General features: G+C 60.0%; 16 protein-coding genes. 13 read left to right on the top strand and 3 right to left on the bottom strand.

Features of this window, described 5'->3' with window-relative positions; genetic code table 11:
* Positions 1-101: 101 nt before the first annotated feature.
* Positions 102-800, bottom strand: coding sequence for a DNA-3-methyladenine glycosylase (locus AC1D2P_RS18100; protein ID WP_109786351.1), 699 nt, complete (start codon positions 798-800; stop codon positions 102-104).
* Between the two features lie 189 nt (positions 801-989).
* Between AC1D2P_RS18100 and AC1D2P_RS18095 the strand changes: the two genes are divergently transcribed.
* The 13 genes from AC1D2P_RS18095 to AC1D2P_RS18035 all read left to right on the top strand — a co-directional run bounded on the left by AC1D2P_RS18095 (position 990) and on the right by AC1D2P_RS18035 (position 13,574).
* The gene (locus AC1D2P_RS18095; RefSeq protein ID WP_077431203.1) at positions 990-2,261 is read left to right on the top strand and encodes a glutamate-5-semialdehyde dehydrogenase; all 1,272 of its coding nucleotides are present in this window, start codon (positions 990-992) and stop codon (positions 2,259-2,261) included.
* A complete protein-coding gene (gene nadD, locus AC1D2P_RS18090; RefSeq protein WP_077431204.1) occupies positions 2,230-2,952 on the top strand; it encodes a nicotinate-nucleotide adenylyltransferase in 723 nt (240 codons plus the stop codon). Before AC1D2P_RS18095 ends, nadD begins: the two co-directional genes overlap by 32 nt.
* 72 nt (positions 2,953-3,024) lie before the next feature.
* Positions 3,025-3,519: a ribosome silencing factor gene (gene rsfS / locus AC1D2P_RS18085; RefSeq protein WP_046028725.1), complete on the top strand. Its 495-nt coding sequence runs from the start codon at positions 3,025-3,027 to the stop codon at positions 3,517-3,519.
* 9 nt (positions 3,520-3,528) lie between these two features.
* Positions 3,529-3,996 carry a 23S rRNA (pseudouridine(1915)-N(3))-methyltransferase RlmH gene (gene rlmH, locus AC1D2P_RS18080; protein WP_003185785.1) on the top strand — a complete coding sequence of 156 codons (468 nt, stop codon included), beginning with the start codon at positions 3,529-3,531 and terminating at the stop codon, positions 3,994-3,996.
* A gap of 10 nt (positions 3,997-4,006) precedes the next feature.
* Positions 4,007-5,902 carry a penicillin-binding protein 2 gene (gene mrdA, locus AC1D2P_RS18075; protein WP_223525609.1) on the top strand — a complete coding sequence of 632 codons (1,896 nt, stop codon included), beginning with the start codon at positions 4,007-4,009 and terminating at the stop codon, positions 5,900-5,902.
* Positions 5,903-5,933: 31 nt separating this feature from the next.
* Complete coding sequence (rodA, locus tag AC1D2P_RS18070; protein WP_046028876.1) at positions 5,934-7,037, top strand: rod shape-determining protein RodA; 1,104 nt, start codon at positions 5,934-5,936, stop codon at positions 7,035-7,037.
* Positions 7,038-7,054: 17 nt separating this feature from the next.
* Complete coding sequence (gene mltB / locus AC1D2P_RS18065) at positions 7,055-8,065, top strand: lytic murein transglycosylase B (RefSeq protein ID WP_046028723.1); 1,011 nt, start codon at positions 7,055-7,057, stop codon at positions 8,063-8,065.
* Positions 8,065-9,075 (top strand): septal ring lytic transglycosylase RlpA family protein, encoded by a 1,011-nt coding sequence (locus AC1D2P_RS18060; RefSeq protein ID WP_109786350.1) that lies wholly within the window; start codon positions 8,065-8,067, stop codon positions 9,073-9,075. The genes mltB and AC1D2P_RS18060 overlap by 1 nt, the downstream gene beginning before the upstream one ends.
* A gap of 183 nt (positions 9,076-9,258) precedes the next feature.
* Positions 9,259-10,416, top strand: a complete 1,158-nt coding sequence (locus tag AC1D2P_RS18055) for a D-alanyl-D-alanine carboxypeptidase family protein (RefSeq protein ID WP_046028721.1) — start codon at positions 9,259-9,261, stop codon at positions 10,414-10,416.
* A gap of 83 nt (positions 10,417-10,499) precedes the next feature.
* Positions 10,500-10,775 carry a DUF493 domain-containing protein gene (locus AC1D2P_RS18050; protein WP_046028720.1) on the top strand — a complete coding sequence of 92 codons (276 nt, stop codon included), beginning with the start codon at positions 10,500-10,502 and terminating at the stop codon, positions 10,773-10,775.
* Complete coding sequence (lipB, locus tag AC1D2P_RS18045; RefSeq protein ID WP_046028719.1) at positions 10,775-11,422, top strand: lipoyl(octanoyl) transferase LipB; 648 nt, start codon at positions 10,775-10,777, stop codon at positions 11,420-11,422. Before AC1D2P_RS18050 ends, lipB begins: the two co-directional genes overlap by 1 nt.
* Position 11,423: 1 nt before the next feature.
* The gene (gene lipA / locus AC1D2P_RS18040; protein ID WP_109786349.1) at positions 11,424-12,449 is read left to right on the top strand and encodes a lipoyl synthase; all 1,026 of its coding nucleotides are present in this window, start codon (positions 11,424-11,426) and stop codon (positions 12,447-12,449) included.
* Positions 12,450-12,623: 174 nt separating this feature from the next.
* The gene (locus AC1D2P_RS18035; protein ID WP_109786348.1) at positions 12,624-13,574 is read left to right on the top strand and encodes a S66 peptidase family protein; all 951 of its coding nucleotides are present in this window, start codon (positions 12,624-12,626) and stop codon (positions 13,572-13,574) included.
* 114 nt (positions 13,575-13,688) lie between these two features.
* On the opposite strand, the gene AC1D2P_RS18030 is transcribed toward AC1D2P_RS18035, so the two are convergent.
* Positions 13,689-15,011, bottom strand: coding sequence for a lytic murein transglycosylase (locus AC1D2P_RS18030; protein WP_109786347.1), 1,323 nt, complete (start codon positions 15,009-15,011; stop codon positions 13,689-13,691).
* Positions 15,012-15,072: 61 nt separating this feature from the next.
* Positions 15,073-15,237 carry an alternative ribosome rescue factor ArfA gene (gene arfA, locus AC1D2P_RS18025; protein ID WP_003176285.1) on the bottom strand — a complete coding sequence of 55 codons (165 nt, stop codon included), beginning with the start codon at positions 15,235-15,237 and terminating at the stop codon, positions 15,073-15,075.
* Positions 15,238-15,403: the final 166 nt, after the last annotated feature.

Genomic DNA, 15,403 nt, shown 5'->3' with positions numbered 1-15,403 from the left:
AACTCCATCGAACGTTCAATTGGCCACAGGTGGGCAAATACAATTTAAGCAACACCACAGAATCCCTGTGGGAACTGCTTTGCATCAAGATTTCGCTACTGTCATGGCAGCAAAAAATAATCGCGACCTTCGACCTGTCCCCGGCGCAGAGGGTTGCGTGTGCAATACGGCGCGTAGGCCGCATCGACAAAGCGGTACATCAAGTGTTCATCGCGTCCGTGAGGGATGCCCAGGCGCGTGGTCTGGATGATGTGGGTGGGCGCCGGGCCGATGTCTTCGACCAGCAGCACGTCGTGGTCGAAGCGCTTGGCGTCCCAGACCGGCACCTTCAAACCCAGCGACTTGCAGAGCAATGTTTGCCCGGCACACAGCTTTTGCGAGGGGCGAGGGCGGCCCTGTGCATCGGGGTTGTTCAGCAGCATTTGCGCCAGACTCGCCGGCCCGCTCAATTCATCGACCCATGGATAGGCCGATTTGATCAGCACCGCGTTGCCGGGGCCTTGGGCGCTGAAGTTCAGGGAGTCGCCGCCGCGGGCGTAATACATATAGATGTGGCCGCCATCCAGAAACAAAGCCTTACGCTTTTCTGTGTAGCCGAGGGAGGCGTGACTGCCTTTTTCTTCGAAGTAATAGGCTTCGGTCTCGATAATCCGGGCGCTGAGCCACAGGTCGCCGACTCGATGGCGGATGACTTTACCGAGTAGATCCCGGGCCAGCGTTTGCGCGTCGCGGTCGAAAAACGCATCCGGGAGCCCGGTGGGCCGGCTCGCAGCGGACGCTCGAACAGTCAGGTTGGACATGATGAACGGCGTTTATCAGGGCTGATAGAGCGGTGATGATAACAATTTGCAGCTTAATCACGGCTGAACGTCGGCAAATTGCTCTTGATTTCGACCATCCGCCCGTCACCGCTGTTAGTCGGGGGGCGCGACAGCTATAATCTGCCGCTTTACTCTTTACCAAGACCTTAGCAAAGACCACTCCAGACCATGACTGAGTCCGTTCTTGACTACATGACCCGCCTGGGCCGCGCTGCTCGCGAAGCCGCTCGCGTCATCGGCTGTGCCAGCACCGCGCAGAAAAACCGCGCCTTGCAAGCCGCCGCTGATGCGCTGGACGCTGCACGCGCCGAGTTGACGGCGGCCAATGAACTGGATTTGGCCGCTGGTCGGGCCAATGGTCTTGAACCGGCCCTGCTGGAGCGTCTGGCGCTGACCCCGGAACGCATCGACGGCATGATCGTCGGTTTGCGCCAGGTAGCTGCATTGCCGGACCCGGTAGGCGCGATCCGCGACATGAGTTTCCGTCCGTCGGGCATCCAGGTTGGAAAAATGCGCGTGCCGCTGGGCGTGATCGGGATCATCTACGAATCCCGTCCCAACGTGACCATCGATGCCGCCAGCCTGTGCCTCAAATCCGGCAATGCAACCATCCTGCGTGGCGGTTCCGAGGCGATCCACTCCAATCGCGCCATCGCCGCCTGCATCCAGCGCGGCCTGGCTGAAGCCGAACTGCCTGGCGCTGTGGTGCAAGTGGTCGAAACCACCGATCGTGCCGCCGTTGGCGCGCTGATTACCATGCCGGAATACGTCGATGTCATCGTGCCCCGTGGTGGCCGTGGCCTGATCGAGCGCGTCAGTCGTGACGCCCGCGTGCCTGTCATCAAGCACCTGGATGGTATTTGCCACGTCTACGTCAGCCCTCATGCTGATCTGGCGAAAGCCCAGCGCATTGCGTTCAACGCCAAGACCTACCGTTATGGCATTTGCGGCGCGATGGAAACGCTATTGGTCGATCAAAGCGTTGCCAAAGATTTCCTGCCATCGATGGCTGCCCAGTTCCGCGAAAAAGGCGTCGAGCTGCGCGGTTGCGAGCGCACGCGGGCGATTATCGATGCTGCGGCGGCGACCGAAGACGACTGGACCACCGAATACCTGGCACCGATTCTGTCGATCCGCGTGGTCGACGGCCTCGATCAGGCCATCGACCACATCAATCGGTACGGCTCCCATCACACCGACTCGATCGTCAGCGAAAACCTCGCTGATACCCGGCGTTTTGTGGCACAAGTCGATTCATCGTCGGTCATGATCAACACGCCGACATGCTTCGCCGATGGCTTTGAATACGGATTGGGTGCCGAGATTGGCATTTCTACTGATAAGCTGCACGCCCGCGGCCCGGTAGGCCTCGAAGGTTTGACGTGCGAGAAGTACATCGTGGTCGGTGATGGCCAGTTGCGCGGCCAGGCGTCGGTCTGACTTGAGCGACCTCGCCCCGACAACCCCAGCCACCGCCGACACGCCTCAACCTCGGCGCATTGGCATGCTGGGCGGCACGTTCGACCCGGTGCACATCGGCCATTTGCGCAGTGCGCTGGAAGTCGCCGAGTCGCTGGCGCTCGATGAGTTGCGTCTGACACCCAGTGCCAGGCCTCCGCATCGTGATACGCCGCAAGTGTCGGCAAAAGACCGTCTGGCGATGGTCGAGTGCGCGGTGGCCGGTGTGGCGCCGTTGGTGGTGGACGCCCGCGAATTGCAGCGGGACAAACCGTCCTACACTATCGATACCCTGGAATTGATGCGTGCCGAACTGGCCGCGCAGGACCAGGTATTTCTACTTCTGGGCTGGGACGCATTTTGCGGCCTGCCCACTTGGCACCGCTGGGAAGAGTTGCTCCAGCATTGCCACATCCTGGTGCTGCAACGCCCGGATGCCGACAGCGAACCGCCGGATGCCTTGCGCAACCTGCTGGCAGCGCGCTCGGTGAGCGACCCGCTGGCCCTCAATGGGCCGAGCGGACAGATTGCATTCGTCTGGCAGACACCGCTCGCGGTATCCGCCACCCAGATCCGTCAACTGCTGGCCAGCGGTAAGTCGGTACGTTTCCTGGTGCCCGACGCGGTCCTGGCCTACATCGATGCGCACGGACTTTACCGTGCGTCGAACTGAAAAGAGGCGCGCTTCAAGGCACGTGACCACGTGTATCGAAGCCCCCGAACATACGAGCAAAACGAGTTTTATATGACTGACAAAGACGTAGCTAAAGTAAAGCGCAAAGGCACATTCAAGAGCGCCCCGCTGCCAGAAGTAGTTCCAACCGGCGCACCACTCGCTGGCGAAGAGCTGGTCAAGGTTGCCGTAGCGGCCCTGGAAGACGTCAAGGCCCAGGACATTCAGGTGATCGACGTTCGTGAAAAGCAGAGCATCACTGACTTCATGATCATCGCTACCGGTACCTCCAACCGCCAGATCGGCGCGATGCTGGACAAGGTCCGCGAAGCGGTCAAGGCTCAGGGTGTCAAGCCGCTGGGTGAAGAAGGCAAGGGCGACAGCGACTGGGTCCTGCTGGACATGGACGATGTCATCGTTCACATGATGACCGCCTCGGCTCGCCAGTTCTACGACCTGGAGCGTCTGTGGTCCGGCGCAGAGCAGAGCCGTGCTCTGAACGCGGCCCACCACAGCCCGGAAAACACCCACGAGCATTTCATCAAGCTCAACAAAGACCAGCAATAAGGGCCCGCTGTGCGACTGCGACTGATCGCCGTCGGTTCACGGATGCCCAAGTGGGTGGAAGAAGGCTGGCATGAATATGCCAAGCGTCTTCCGTCCGAGCTGGCGCTGGAACTGGTGGAAATACCGCTCAATACCCGTGGCAAGAACGCCGATGTGGCGCGCTTCATCCGTCAGGAAGGCGAAGCCATGCTGGCCAAAGTCGGGCCGAACGAGCGTATTGTCACTCTCGAAGTCCACGGCAAACCCTGGAGCACTGAGCAGCTGGCGGTCGAACTCGATCGCTGGCGCCTGGACTCGCGCACGGTCAACTTCATGGTCGGCGGCCCCGAAGGGCTGGCGCCGGAAGTCTGTGCCCGAGCCGATCAGCGCTGGTCATTGTCGCCGTTGACGTTGCCGCACCCATTGGTGCGAATTCTGATCGGCGAACAGCTGTACCGTGCCTGGACAGTCCTGTCCGGCCACCCATACCACAAGTAGTTCTGCCCTCATGTCTCAGCCGATTCGCATCAAGGACCACGAAAAAGACGCCCGTCTGGTGCGTGGTCGCGTCGTGTTCGGGGCAATTGCGGTCGTAACGCTGATCTGCGTACTGATTGCGCGGCTGTATTTCCTTCAGGTGATCCAGTACGAGTACCACTCGACCCTCTCGGAAAACAACCGCGTCCATGTGCAGCCGATTCCGCCCACGCGCGGGTTGATCTTCGACCGCAATGGCGTGGTAATCGCCGACAACCGACCCAGCTTCAGCCTGAGCATGACCCGCGAACGCTCTGGTGAATGGCAACAAGTGCTCGACGTGATCGTCCAGGTGCTGGAGTTGACTCCAGAGGATCGGATGATTTTCGAGAAGCGCATGCGGCAGGGGCGCCGGCCGTTCGAGCCAGTACCGATCCTGTTCGAGCTGACCGAAGAACAGATCGCCCGTATCGCGGTGAATCAGTTCCGTCTGCCGGGCGTGGAAGTGGTCGCGCAGCTGGTTCGTCACTATCCGCAGGGTGCGCATTTTGCGCACTCGGTAGGTTATATGGGGCGGATCAACGAGAAAGAGCTCAAGTCTCTGGATCCGGTGAGTTACAGCGGCACCCATCAAATTGGCAAAACCGGCATCGAACGCTTCTACGAACCCGAGCTGCACGGTCAGGTCGGTTACGAGGAAGTCGAAACCAACGCTCGGGGCCGCGTATTGCGCGTGCTCAAGCGTACCGATCCGATTCCTGGCAAGGACATCGTCCTGAGCCTGGACATCAAATTGCAGGAAGCCGCCGAGACCGCACTTGGCGGACGTCGTGGTGCCGTCGTGGCACTGGACCCAAAAACCGGTGAAGTGCTGGCGATGGTCAGTCAGCCGAGTTTCGATCCGAACCTGTTCGTCACCGGCATCAGCTCCAAGGCCTATTCCGAGCTGCGCGACTCCATCGACCGGCCGCTGTTCAACCGCGTGTTGCGCGGCCTGTACCCGCCGGGTTCGACCATCAAGCCGGCGGTGGCGATTGCCGGTCTGGATTCGGGGGTGGTCACCGCTTCGACCCGAGTCTTCGACCCCGGTTACTACATGCTGCCCAACTACGATCACAAATACCGTAACTGGAACCGTACGGGTGATGGTTACGTGGATCTGGACACGGCAATCATGCGGTCCAACGACACCTACTTCTATGATCTGGCCCACAAGCTGGGGATCGACCGGTTGTCGTCGTACCTGGGCAAATTCGGCATTGGCCAAAAGGTCTCGCTGGACATGTTCGAAGAGTCGCCGGGCCTGATGCCGTCCCGTGAATGGAAACGTGCGACGCGGCGCCAAGCGTGGTTCCCGGGTGAAACCCTGATTCTGGGGATCGGGCAGGGCTACATGCAATCCACGCCATTGCAGCTGGCCCAGGCCACTGCGCTGGTGGCCAACAAAGGCGTGTGGAACCGGCCGCACCTGGCCAAGACGGTTGAGGGCGTGAAGCCCAAGGATGAAAACCCGATGCCGGACATCGTCCTGCGCGATCCGTCCGACTGGACCAAGGTCAACCACGGCATGCAGCAAGTGATGCACGGCGCTCGCGGTACGGCGCGCAAGGCCTCGATCGGCGCGCAATACCGGATCGCCGGTAAAAGTGGTACGGCCCAGGTGGTCGCGATCAAGCAGGGCGAGAAGTACGACCGTTCCAAAGTGCAGGAACGCCACCGTGACCACGCCTTGTTTGTCGGCTTTGCGCCGGCCGACAACCCGCAAATCGTGGTGTCGGTCATGGTCGAGAACGGCGAGTCCGGTTCCGGGGTCGCCGCGCCTGTAGTGCGTCAAGTCATGGATGCCTGGCTCCTGGACCAGGACGGCCATCTCAAAGCCGAGTACGCCAGCCCTATCAGTGCGGAGGCTACGGCCCGTGAAGAATAATTTCGACCGCATGCTCTCCAGCGAGGATGTGATGCGTCGCCGTGCGACGCTGTTGCAGCGCCTGCACATCGATGGCCCGTTGTTGATTCTGCTGCTGACCCTCGCCGCCGGCAGTCTGTTCGTGCTGTATTCGGCCAGCGGAAAGAGCTGGGACCTGCTGGCCAAGCAAGCCACTTCGTTCGGCATCGGCCTGGTGTCGATGATCGTCATCGCGCAGTTCGAACCTCGTTTCATGGCGCGTTGGGTGCCGGTCGGTTATGTGCTGGGTGTGCTCTTGCTGGTGGTGGTGGACGTCATGGGCCATAACGCCATGGGGGCCACGCGCTGGATCAACATCCCCGGCGTGATTCGCTTCCAGCCGTCGGAATTCATGAAAATCCTGATGCCGGCCACCATCGCCTGGTATTTGTCCAAGCGCACCTTGCCGCCGCAGCTAAAGCACGTAGCGGTCAGTCTGTTTCTGATTGGTTTGCCGTTCATCCTGATCGTGCGTCAGCCGGACCTTGGTACCTCGCTGCTGATCCTGGCAGGCGGTGCGTTCGTTCTGTTTATGGGTGGTTTGAAATGGCGCTGGATCATCAGCGTGCTGGCGGCGGCCGTACCGGTGGCCGTGGCGATGTGGTTTTTCATCATGCACGACTACCAGAAGCAGCGAATCCTGACCTTCCTTGACCCTGAGAGCGATCCGCTGGGCACTGGCTGGAACATCATTCAGTCCAAAGCTGCCATCGGTTCGGGTGGCGTGTTTGGCAAGGGCTGGCTGCTGGGCACCCAGTCGCACCTGGACTTCTTGCCGGAAAGCCACACCGACTTCATCATTGCGGTCATGGGTGAAGAGTTCGGGCTGGTCGGCATTTGTGCGCTGCTGCTGATTTACCTGCTGCTGATCGGTCGCGGGTTGGTGATCACCGCCCAGGCCCAGACATTGTTCGGCAAATTGCTTGCGGGCAGTTTGACCATGACGTTTTTTGTTTATGTTTTCGTCAACATCGGTATGGTCAGTGGCCTGTTGCCGGTGGTAGGGGTGCCGTTGCCGTTCATTAGCTACGGAGGAACTTCGCTGGTGACGCTGCTGTCAGCGTTTGGGGTTTTGATGTCGATCCATACCCATCGTAAGTGGATCGCACAGGTTTGAATAAGGTGAAGATTTCAATGCAAGTAATGCGTGGCTGGGCGACTCGATACGCGCCATGGGTCGGCCTGGTAAGCATCCTTGGCATAACGCAGGACGCGTTGGCCGGCGATTACGAAGGTTCACCCCAGGTGGCCGAATTCGTCGGTGAAATGACCCGCGACTACGGTTTCGCTGGCGAACAGCTGATGGGCGTGTTCCGCGAAGCCGAACGCAAGCAGTCGATCCTGGATGCGATCTCCAAGCCCGCCGAACGGGTCAAGCAATGGAACGAATACCGTCCAATGTTCATCACCGACGCGCGCATTGCCCGTGGTGTGGACTTCTGGCGTCAGCACGAAGCAGTGCTGGCGCGTGCCGAGCAGGAATATGGTGTGCCGGCCCAGGTGATTGTCTCGATCATCGGAGTTGAAACCTTTTTCGGCCGTAATACCGGTAATTACCGGGTGATCGACGCGTTATCGACATTGGGTTTCGACTATCCTCCCCGTGCCGAATTCTTCCGCAAGGAATTGCGTGAGTTCTTGCTGCTGGCCCGTGAAGAACAGGTCGATCCGTTGACCCTCAAAGGTTCCTACGCAGGCGCCATGGGCTTGCCGCAGTTCATGCCGAGCAGTTTTCGCGCGTATGCGGTGGATTTCGACGGTGATGGTCACATTAATATCTGGACCAATCCGGACGATGCCATTGGTAGCGTCGCCAGTTACTTCAAGCTTCACGGCTGGGTTGCCGGCGAACCGGTGGTCAGCCGCGCCGATGTACGAGGCGAGCAGGTGGACGAAGGGTTGACCACGGGCATCGAGCCGACTAAAACCGCAGGGGAGTTGCGGGCTCTAGGGTGGTCAAGTCATGATGCGCTGCGCGATGATATGCCGGTCACGGCTTTCCGCCTTGAAGGTGACAATGGCCCCGAGTACTGGATGGGCCTGAAGAATTTTTACGCAATCACGCGTTATAACCGCAGCGTGATGTACGCCATGGCCGTACATCAACTGTCTGAGCAGCTGGTCCAAGCACGGGGCGTCAAGTAATGCGGGCATCGCCTATGGATAAACCCCTCAAGCTCATGGCTTTCGCCGCATTGGCGGTGCTGCTTGCCAGTTGCTCGACCAGTCGCGCGCCGGCTCAGAAATCCTCGTCCACTGCCGTGCGCGCTACGCCGGGGCTGGACATCAACCGCGCCCACAAAGATGGCGCGCCGTGGTGGGATGTCGACGTATCGCGCATCCCGGATGCCACGCCGACCCTGCACAGCGGTCCTTACAAGGCCAACCCGTACACGGTGCTGGGCAAGACCTATTTCCCGCTGCAAGAATCCAAGACCTACGTCGCCTCGGGCACGGCGTCCTGGTATGGCACCAAGTTTCACGGTCAGAACACCGCCAATGGCGAGGTGTATGACCTGTACGGCATGAGTGCCGCACACAAGACATTGCCACTGCCAAGTTACGTTCGGGTGACCAACCTGGACAACAACAAGAGCGTGATCCTGCGGGTCAACGACCGTGGGCCGTTCTATTCGGACCGCATCATCGACTTGTCCTATGCCGCTGCCAAAAAACTCGGTTACGCCGAAATCGGCACCGCGCGGGTCAAGGTCGAGGGTATCGACCCGCAACAGTGGTGGGCACAAAAAGGCCGTCCGGCGCCTTTGATGCTCAACGAGCCGCAAGTCGCGCAAAATAGCGCCCCGGTGATTACGGCCTCGGCCGGCACCGTCGAGCAATGGACGCCGCCACCGCAGCAACACGCCGCGGCCGTCGTGCCCGTTCAGCTTGATGCAAAAAAAAACGCTTCTGTACCAGCCTCTGGCCAGTATCTGCAGGTGGGCGCGTTCGCCAACCCGGACGCTGCAGAACTCCTGAGATCGAAGCTCAGCGGGATGGTGAGCGCCCCGGTGTTCATCAGTTCGATAGTGCGCAACCAACAGACACTGCATCGGGTGCGCCTGGGGCCGATCGGTTCTCCGGGTGAAATCCAGCAAGTGCAGAACAGTGTGCGCATGGCCAACCTCGGTTCGCCAAGTGTGGTAACAGAGTAAACGTAGGACTTGATTGACGGTTCATCTGCGGTTTTGGGGGGTGAACCAGGTTGTTGGCTCGATACAGAACAAAAGCCCGGCAAGGGTTACAGAGTGAGCAACTGAACACGCGATAACCCGTTAGAAGGTTATTTGATTAGTTTTGCCCCTGGGCAAGTTTCCATTAGCGATTTCGAGAGACGGATGAACATCACCACCTTTGCCAAACGCCTGTTCCTGCTAGTCCCGCTGCTTCTCTCACCTGCCGCTTTCGCGGTCGAGGTGATGCCGTCGCCACCACAACTGGCCGCCAAGGCCTATGTGCTCATGGATGCCAGCAGCGGCAACGTGCTGGTCGAGAACAACGGTGACCAGCGTCTGCCACCGGCCAGCCTGACCAAGCTGATGACCGCGTACATCGCGACCCTGGAAATCCGTCGTGGCCAGATCGGCGAAAACGACCCGGTGACCGTCAGCGAAAACGCCTGGCGTACCGGCGGTTCGCGGATGTTCATCAAGGTGGGTTCGCAGGTCACCGTCAGCGACCTGCTGCACGGCATCATCATTCAGTCGGGTAACGACGCCAGTGTTGCGCTCTCCGAGCACATCGCCGGCAGCGAAGACGCATTCGCTGACGTGATGAACAAAACCGTGGCCGACCTGGGCATGACCAACACCCACTTCATGAACCCGACTGGTCTACCGAACCCGGAGCACTACTCGTCGGCTCATGACATGGCGGTGCTGGCTCGCGCAATCATTCACGAAGACCCGGCTCACTACGCGATCTACTCGCAGAAAGAGTTCTTCTGGAACGGCATCAAGCAACCTAACCGCAACCTGCTGCTGTGGCGCGACAAGACCGTCGACGGTCTGAAAACCGGCCACACCGATGAAGCCGGCTACTGCATGGTGTCTTCGGCCGTACGTGATGGCATGCGCCTGATCGCGGTGGTGTTCGGCACCAACAGCGAAGTGGCTCGTGCCGCCGAAACCCAGAAGCTGCTGACTTACGGTTTCCGCTTCTTCGAAACCCAGACCTTCTATCAGAAAGGCGCCGAGCTGGCTCAGGCCCCTGTCTGGAAAGGCGCGACCAATCAAGTCAAGGCCGGCCTGGCTGAAGACCTGACCATGACCCTGCCAAAAGGCCAGCTGAAAAAGCTTGCTGCCAGCATGACCATGAACCCGCAACTGGTTGCGCCAATCGCCAAGGGCGACGTGATCGGTAAAGTCGAAGTGAAACTGGACGACAAGGTGGTGCACAGCGCCGATCTGATCGCTCTGGACGCGGTCGAGGAGGGTGGTATCTTCCGCCGCATGTGGGATAGCATCCGTCTATTCTTCTACAGCATGTTCAACTGATAGTGTGCTCCTGCAAGGCCCCGTGCTGATCCGGCGCGGGGTTTTGCTGTCGCCACGGCTTACGCTTACGAGGCCGTTACGCCATGACCGATACCGAAGTAAAGGCACCAAAGATCGAATTTCCCCAAGTTGATTATCCGGTTAAGGTGATCTGCGATACGGGCGTCGGCAACAAAGACAAGATCATTGAAATCGTCAAGAAATACGCGACCATCAACGATGAGCGTGTCGATGAGCGTCAAAGCAGCAACGGCAAATACACCACCATTCAGTTGCACATCGTCGCGACCGACCAGGACCAGCTGTACAACATCAACAGCTATCTGCGGGCGACCGGCTTCGTGCACATGGTGCTGTGATGTCTGGCACGCTGGGCTTTCGTGAGCTCGGCCAGATGGCTTACGAGCCGGTCTGGCATGCCATGCAACGCTTCACCAACGAACGCGGCACCGATGCCGCCGACGAGATCTGGCTGGTCGAGCACCCGCCGGTGTTCACCCAGGGGCAGGCTGGCAAGGCCGAGCATCTGCTGCTTCCCGGGGATATTCCGGTGGTGCAGGTCGATCGGGGCGGTCAGGTGACCTATCACGGCCCTGGCCAACTGGTGGCCTATCTGCTACTGGACGTACGCAAGCTGGGGTTTGGCGTGCGTGACCTGGTCAGCCGCATGGAGCAATGCCTGATCGAGTTACTGGCCAGCTACGGCGTTACTGCCGCCGCCAAGCCGGACGCACCGGGTGTCTACGTCAACGGGGCGAAAATCGCATCTCTGGGTCTGCGGATCCGCCACGGTTGTTCCTTTCATGGCCTGGCCCTGAACGTGGACATGAACCTGGAACCGTTTCGACGGATTAATCCCTGCGGCTACGCCGGGCTGGCGATGACCCAGCTGAGCGATCACGCAGGATCGATTGAATTTGCCGAGGTAAGTGCCCGGCTGCGCGCGCAGCTCGTCAAACACCTCGACTATGCTGAGCAGACGACCCTAACGGGCGGAATCGACTGATATGACTACTGATGCAGTGCAAACCATGATCCCGACGCTTGATGTCACCGAGCGTCCGGCCCCGCGTGCCAAGGTTGAAGCCGGCGTCAAGCTGCGCGGCGCCGAGAAGGTTGCACGTATCCCGGTGAAGATCATTCCGACCACCGAACTGCCAAAGAAACCCGACTGGATTCGTGTACGCATCCCGGTTTCCCCGGAAGTCGACCGCATCAAGGCCCTGTTGCGTAAACACAAGCTGCACAGCGTGTGCGAAGAAGCGTCCTGCCCGAACCTGGGCGAGTGCTTCTCCGGCGGTACCGCGACGTTCATGATCATGGGCGACATCTGCACCCGTCGCTGCCCGTTCTGCGACGTCGGTCACGGCCGTCCGAAACCTCTGGACGTGAACGAGCCGGAAAGCCTGGCCATCGCCATCGCCGACCTGAAATTGAAGTACGTGGTGATCACCTCGGTTGACCGCGACGACCTGCGTGACGGCGGTGCCCAGCACTTTGCCGACTGCATCCGCGAGATCCGCAAGCTGTCGCCGAACGTGCAGCTCGAAACCCTGGTCCCGGATTACCGTGGCCGTATGGACGTGGCGCTGGAAATCACCGCGGCCGAGCCACCGGATGTGTTCAACCACAACCTGGAAACCGTGCCGCGTTTGTACAAAGCAGCGCGTCCGGGTTCGGATTACCAGTGGTCGCTGACCCTGCTGCAGCGTTTCAAGCAAATGATGCCGCACATTCCAACCAAGTCCGGCTTGATGCTGGGCCTGGGCGAAACCGACGAAGAAGTCATCGAAGTCATGAAGCGCATGCGCGAGCACGACATCGACATGCTGACGCTGGGCCAATACCTGCAACCGTCTCGCAGCCACTTGCCGGTGCAGCGTTTCGTGCACCCGGACACTTTCGCCTGGTTCGCCGAGGAAGGTTACAAGATGGGCTTCAAGAACGTCGCTTCCGGCCCGCTGGTACGTTCGTCGTACCACGCCGACGAGCAGGCGAAACTGGTTAAAGCCGAGCTGATGTCGTCCCTGTAATTTGGCGATGACATAAAAGACGCCCGCATGGCTTTCCAGGCTTTGCGGGCGTTTTTTTGCCTGGCCTACGCCAGCCAGCGTTTTTTCCTGCAACCTGCGGGCGACTGACCCTCTTCTGTTTGTCCCCGTACCTGACTACTGTGTGCTGAAGTGTTCACGCAGGGAGATTCATGGATGACCGTTCGACCGACCCATACGCTGTATCCACATAAACCTGTTCCGGCGTTGCCGTCGCAAGGGCTGATCGGCGTCATTGCACCAGCAGGTCCCGCCGGGCTGGACACTGACAAAGCCATTGCCTGGATGCACGCTCGCGGTTATGCGTTGCGGGTGTATCCCGGGGTGTATGAAAAGGACGGTTACCTGGCCGGCAGTGACGAAGTGCGGCTCAATGATTTGCACGCGGCATTCGCCGACACCGAGGTCGACGCGATCATCTGCCTGCGGGGTGGTTACGGCACACCGCGTTTGCTCGACCGCATAGATTTCGAACTGCTGCAAAACAACGCCAAGCCGTTCATCGGCTACAGCGACATCACGGCGCTGCACGTGGCGATCAGCCGTTATGCCGGTTTCGTGACCTTTCATGGCCCGTTGCTCAATGCCGACCTGTTGGGCGACAAGCAAAAACCGACCGAGTCTTCGTTTTTCAACATGCTCCGTGGGCAGGTGAAGGCCGGCAGCGTGTTGGCTCATCCGGCGGCTTACCCGTTGACCACTATCGAACCTGGCGTCGCGCATGGGCGCTTGCTGGGGGGCAACCTGTCGATGATCGCCGCGACCATGGGCACGCCTTACGAGCTGGAGGCCGAGGGCGTCATCCTGTTGATCGAGGACATCAACGAGCCGTTGTATCGCATCGACCGGCTACTGACCCATCTGCGTCTGGCCGGAACGCTGGGCAAGCTGCGCGGGGTGCTGGTGGGAGATATCGCGGGGGTCGAGCCGGCGGCGCTGGAGCGGTTGCTCAAGCAGACGTTCGAGCCGTTGCGGATACCCGTGCTGGCCGGATGGCGCAGTGGGCATTGCGACCCGAACCTGACGCTGCCGATGGGGGCGTTGGTCAAGCTGGATGCGGGGAACAGGGTGTTGGTGTTGGAGCAGGATGTGGTGGTCAGGCGCTAGAGTTTCGTCGCCTGATGGTCAGTCATCGCGAGCAAGCTCCCACAGGTTTTGTGTCGTTCACAAATCCAATGTGTGCGAGCTTGCTCGCGAAGGCGGCAGTCGCCATACGGCTGACTAGCGGTTACGCAACCCTTCCAGCAACTTGTGCGTCGGATACCCGTCCGCCGGCCAGCCAAACGACTGCTGGGCGCTGCGGATTGCCTTGCGGGTGTTGGCGCCGATAATCCCGTCAGGGGTGCCTGCGTCATAGTTCTGGGCGCTCAGCAGGCTTTGCAGTTCCATGCGCTCGGTACGGCTCAATGGCAAATCATCTTTCGGCCAAGTGCCGCTGATCAGCCCCGCACCATTGAAGCGTTCGGACAACAGACTCACCGCCAACGCATAGGACGACGAGTTGTTGTACTTGAGAATCGCGCGGAAGTTGTCGAGCACCAGAAATGCCGGGCCACGGTAACCGGCCGGCAGCAGCAGGGCCGCAGAAAGGTGTTCAGATCCTGGCGGGACCCGAGCGCCAGCGGGCAGCGAAACCCCCAGTTGCATCCACTCGGCGACACTTTTGCGAATCGTGCCATCGGCCAGAACGTAGTTGAAACTGCCTGGCAGTTGCACTTCGAAGCCCCATGGCTGGCCTTTCTGCCAGCCGGAGCTTTGCAGGTAATGCGCGGTCGAAGCGAGGGCGTCGGCGGGGCTRTTCCAGATGTCACGGCGCCCGTCACCATCGAAGTCGACCGCGTGGGTGTTGTAAGTCGTCGGGATGAACTGGGTCTGACCCATGGCGCCGGCCCAGGAACCGAGCATTTTCTCGGGGGTTATATCGCCCTGTTGCAGGATTTGCAGGGCGGCGATCAGTTGATCGTGGGCAAAGCCCGGGCGTCGGCCTTCATACGCCAGCGTCGCCAGGGAGTTGATGACCGACTTGCTGCCCTGGAACTGACCGAAGTTACTCTCCATGCCCCACACTGACACCAGTGCCTGGCGGTCGACGCCATAGCGCTGTTCGATGCTTTGCAGGATGGCCGCGTTTTCGCTGATCAGCGCTTGGCCTTTACGTACTCGCAGCGGAGAAAGGGCGCCGTCGAGGTATTCCCATACCGGGCGGGAAAACTCCGGTTGGCTGCGGTCGGCCCGGATCACGCTCGGGTCGAAGCTGACATCGGCAAAGGCGCGGTCGAACAGATCGGCGCGGATACCGGCGGCCAGCGCGTCTTTACGGAATCCCGCCTGCCATTCGGCGAACGTCTGGGTGGGCTGGATATCGAGATTTTCACCGGTCGGCACCACGGGCGGAATGACCGCTGGGGCTGTCGCGACAGGCTGGGATTGCAGCGGTTGGGCGTCGGCGGCGGTTGGTTTTTCCGCGCAGGCGACAAGCAAAATGAGGCTGGAGGCAGCGATCAATTGGCGAACGGGCCAACGACGGGAAAGACAAAGGGGCATGCACAGGTCCAGGGCAATCGATTCAGGTGCAGACCTTAACATGTAGAAGGGGTGTTCTGCTTTAAGCAGCCAGAAAGTAAGAAGCCTCCCAGCTATTAGACTGGAAGGCTTCGCGGCGGTAGCTGCCTTTGCCCTTGCCGGCTCGTTCCTGACGGCTGCGGAACAGTGGCTGGGCGATGATGGATTTGGCCTTGTTGGGGCCATGCTTTGATGGCTTTTTGCTCATGATGATTTCTCGCAAGTGAGTGGGTTTTGCGGGGCAAATCATCGGCCGAAGTTGGGGTTCTGTCTAGTCCCCGGGACGTGTAGGACCTTTCGCTGATCACAGAACCTGTAGCAGCTGGCGAAGCCTGCGTCCGGCTGCGCAGCAGTCGCCAAAGACAGACAATGCG

Source organism: Pseudomonas sp. P1_F1_2, from assembly GCF_056405815.1.
This window is presented reverse-complemented; position numbering and strand designations above follow the sequence as displayed.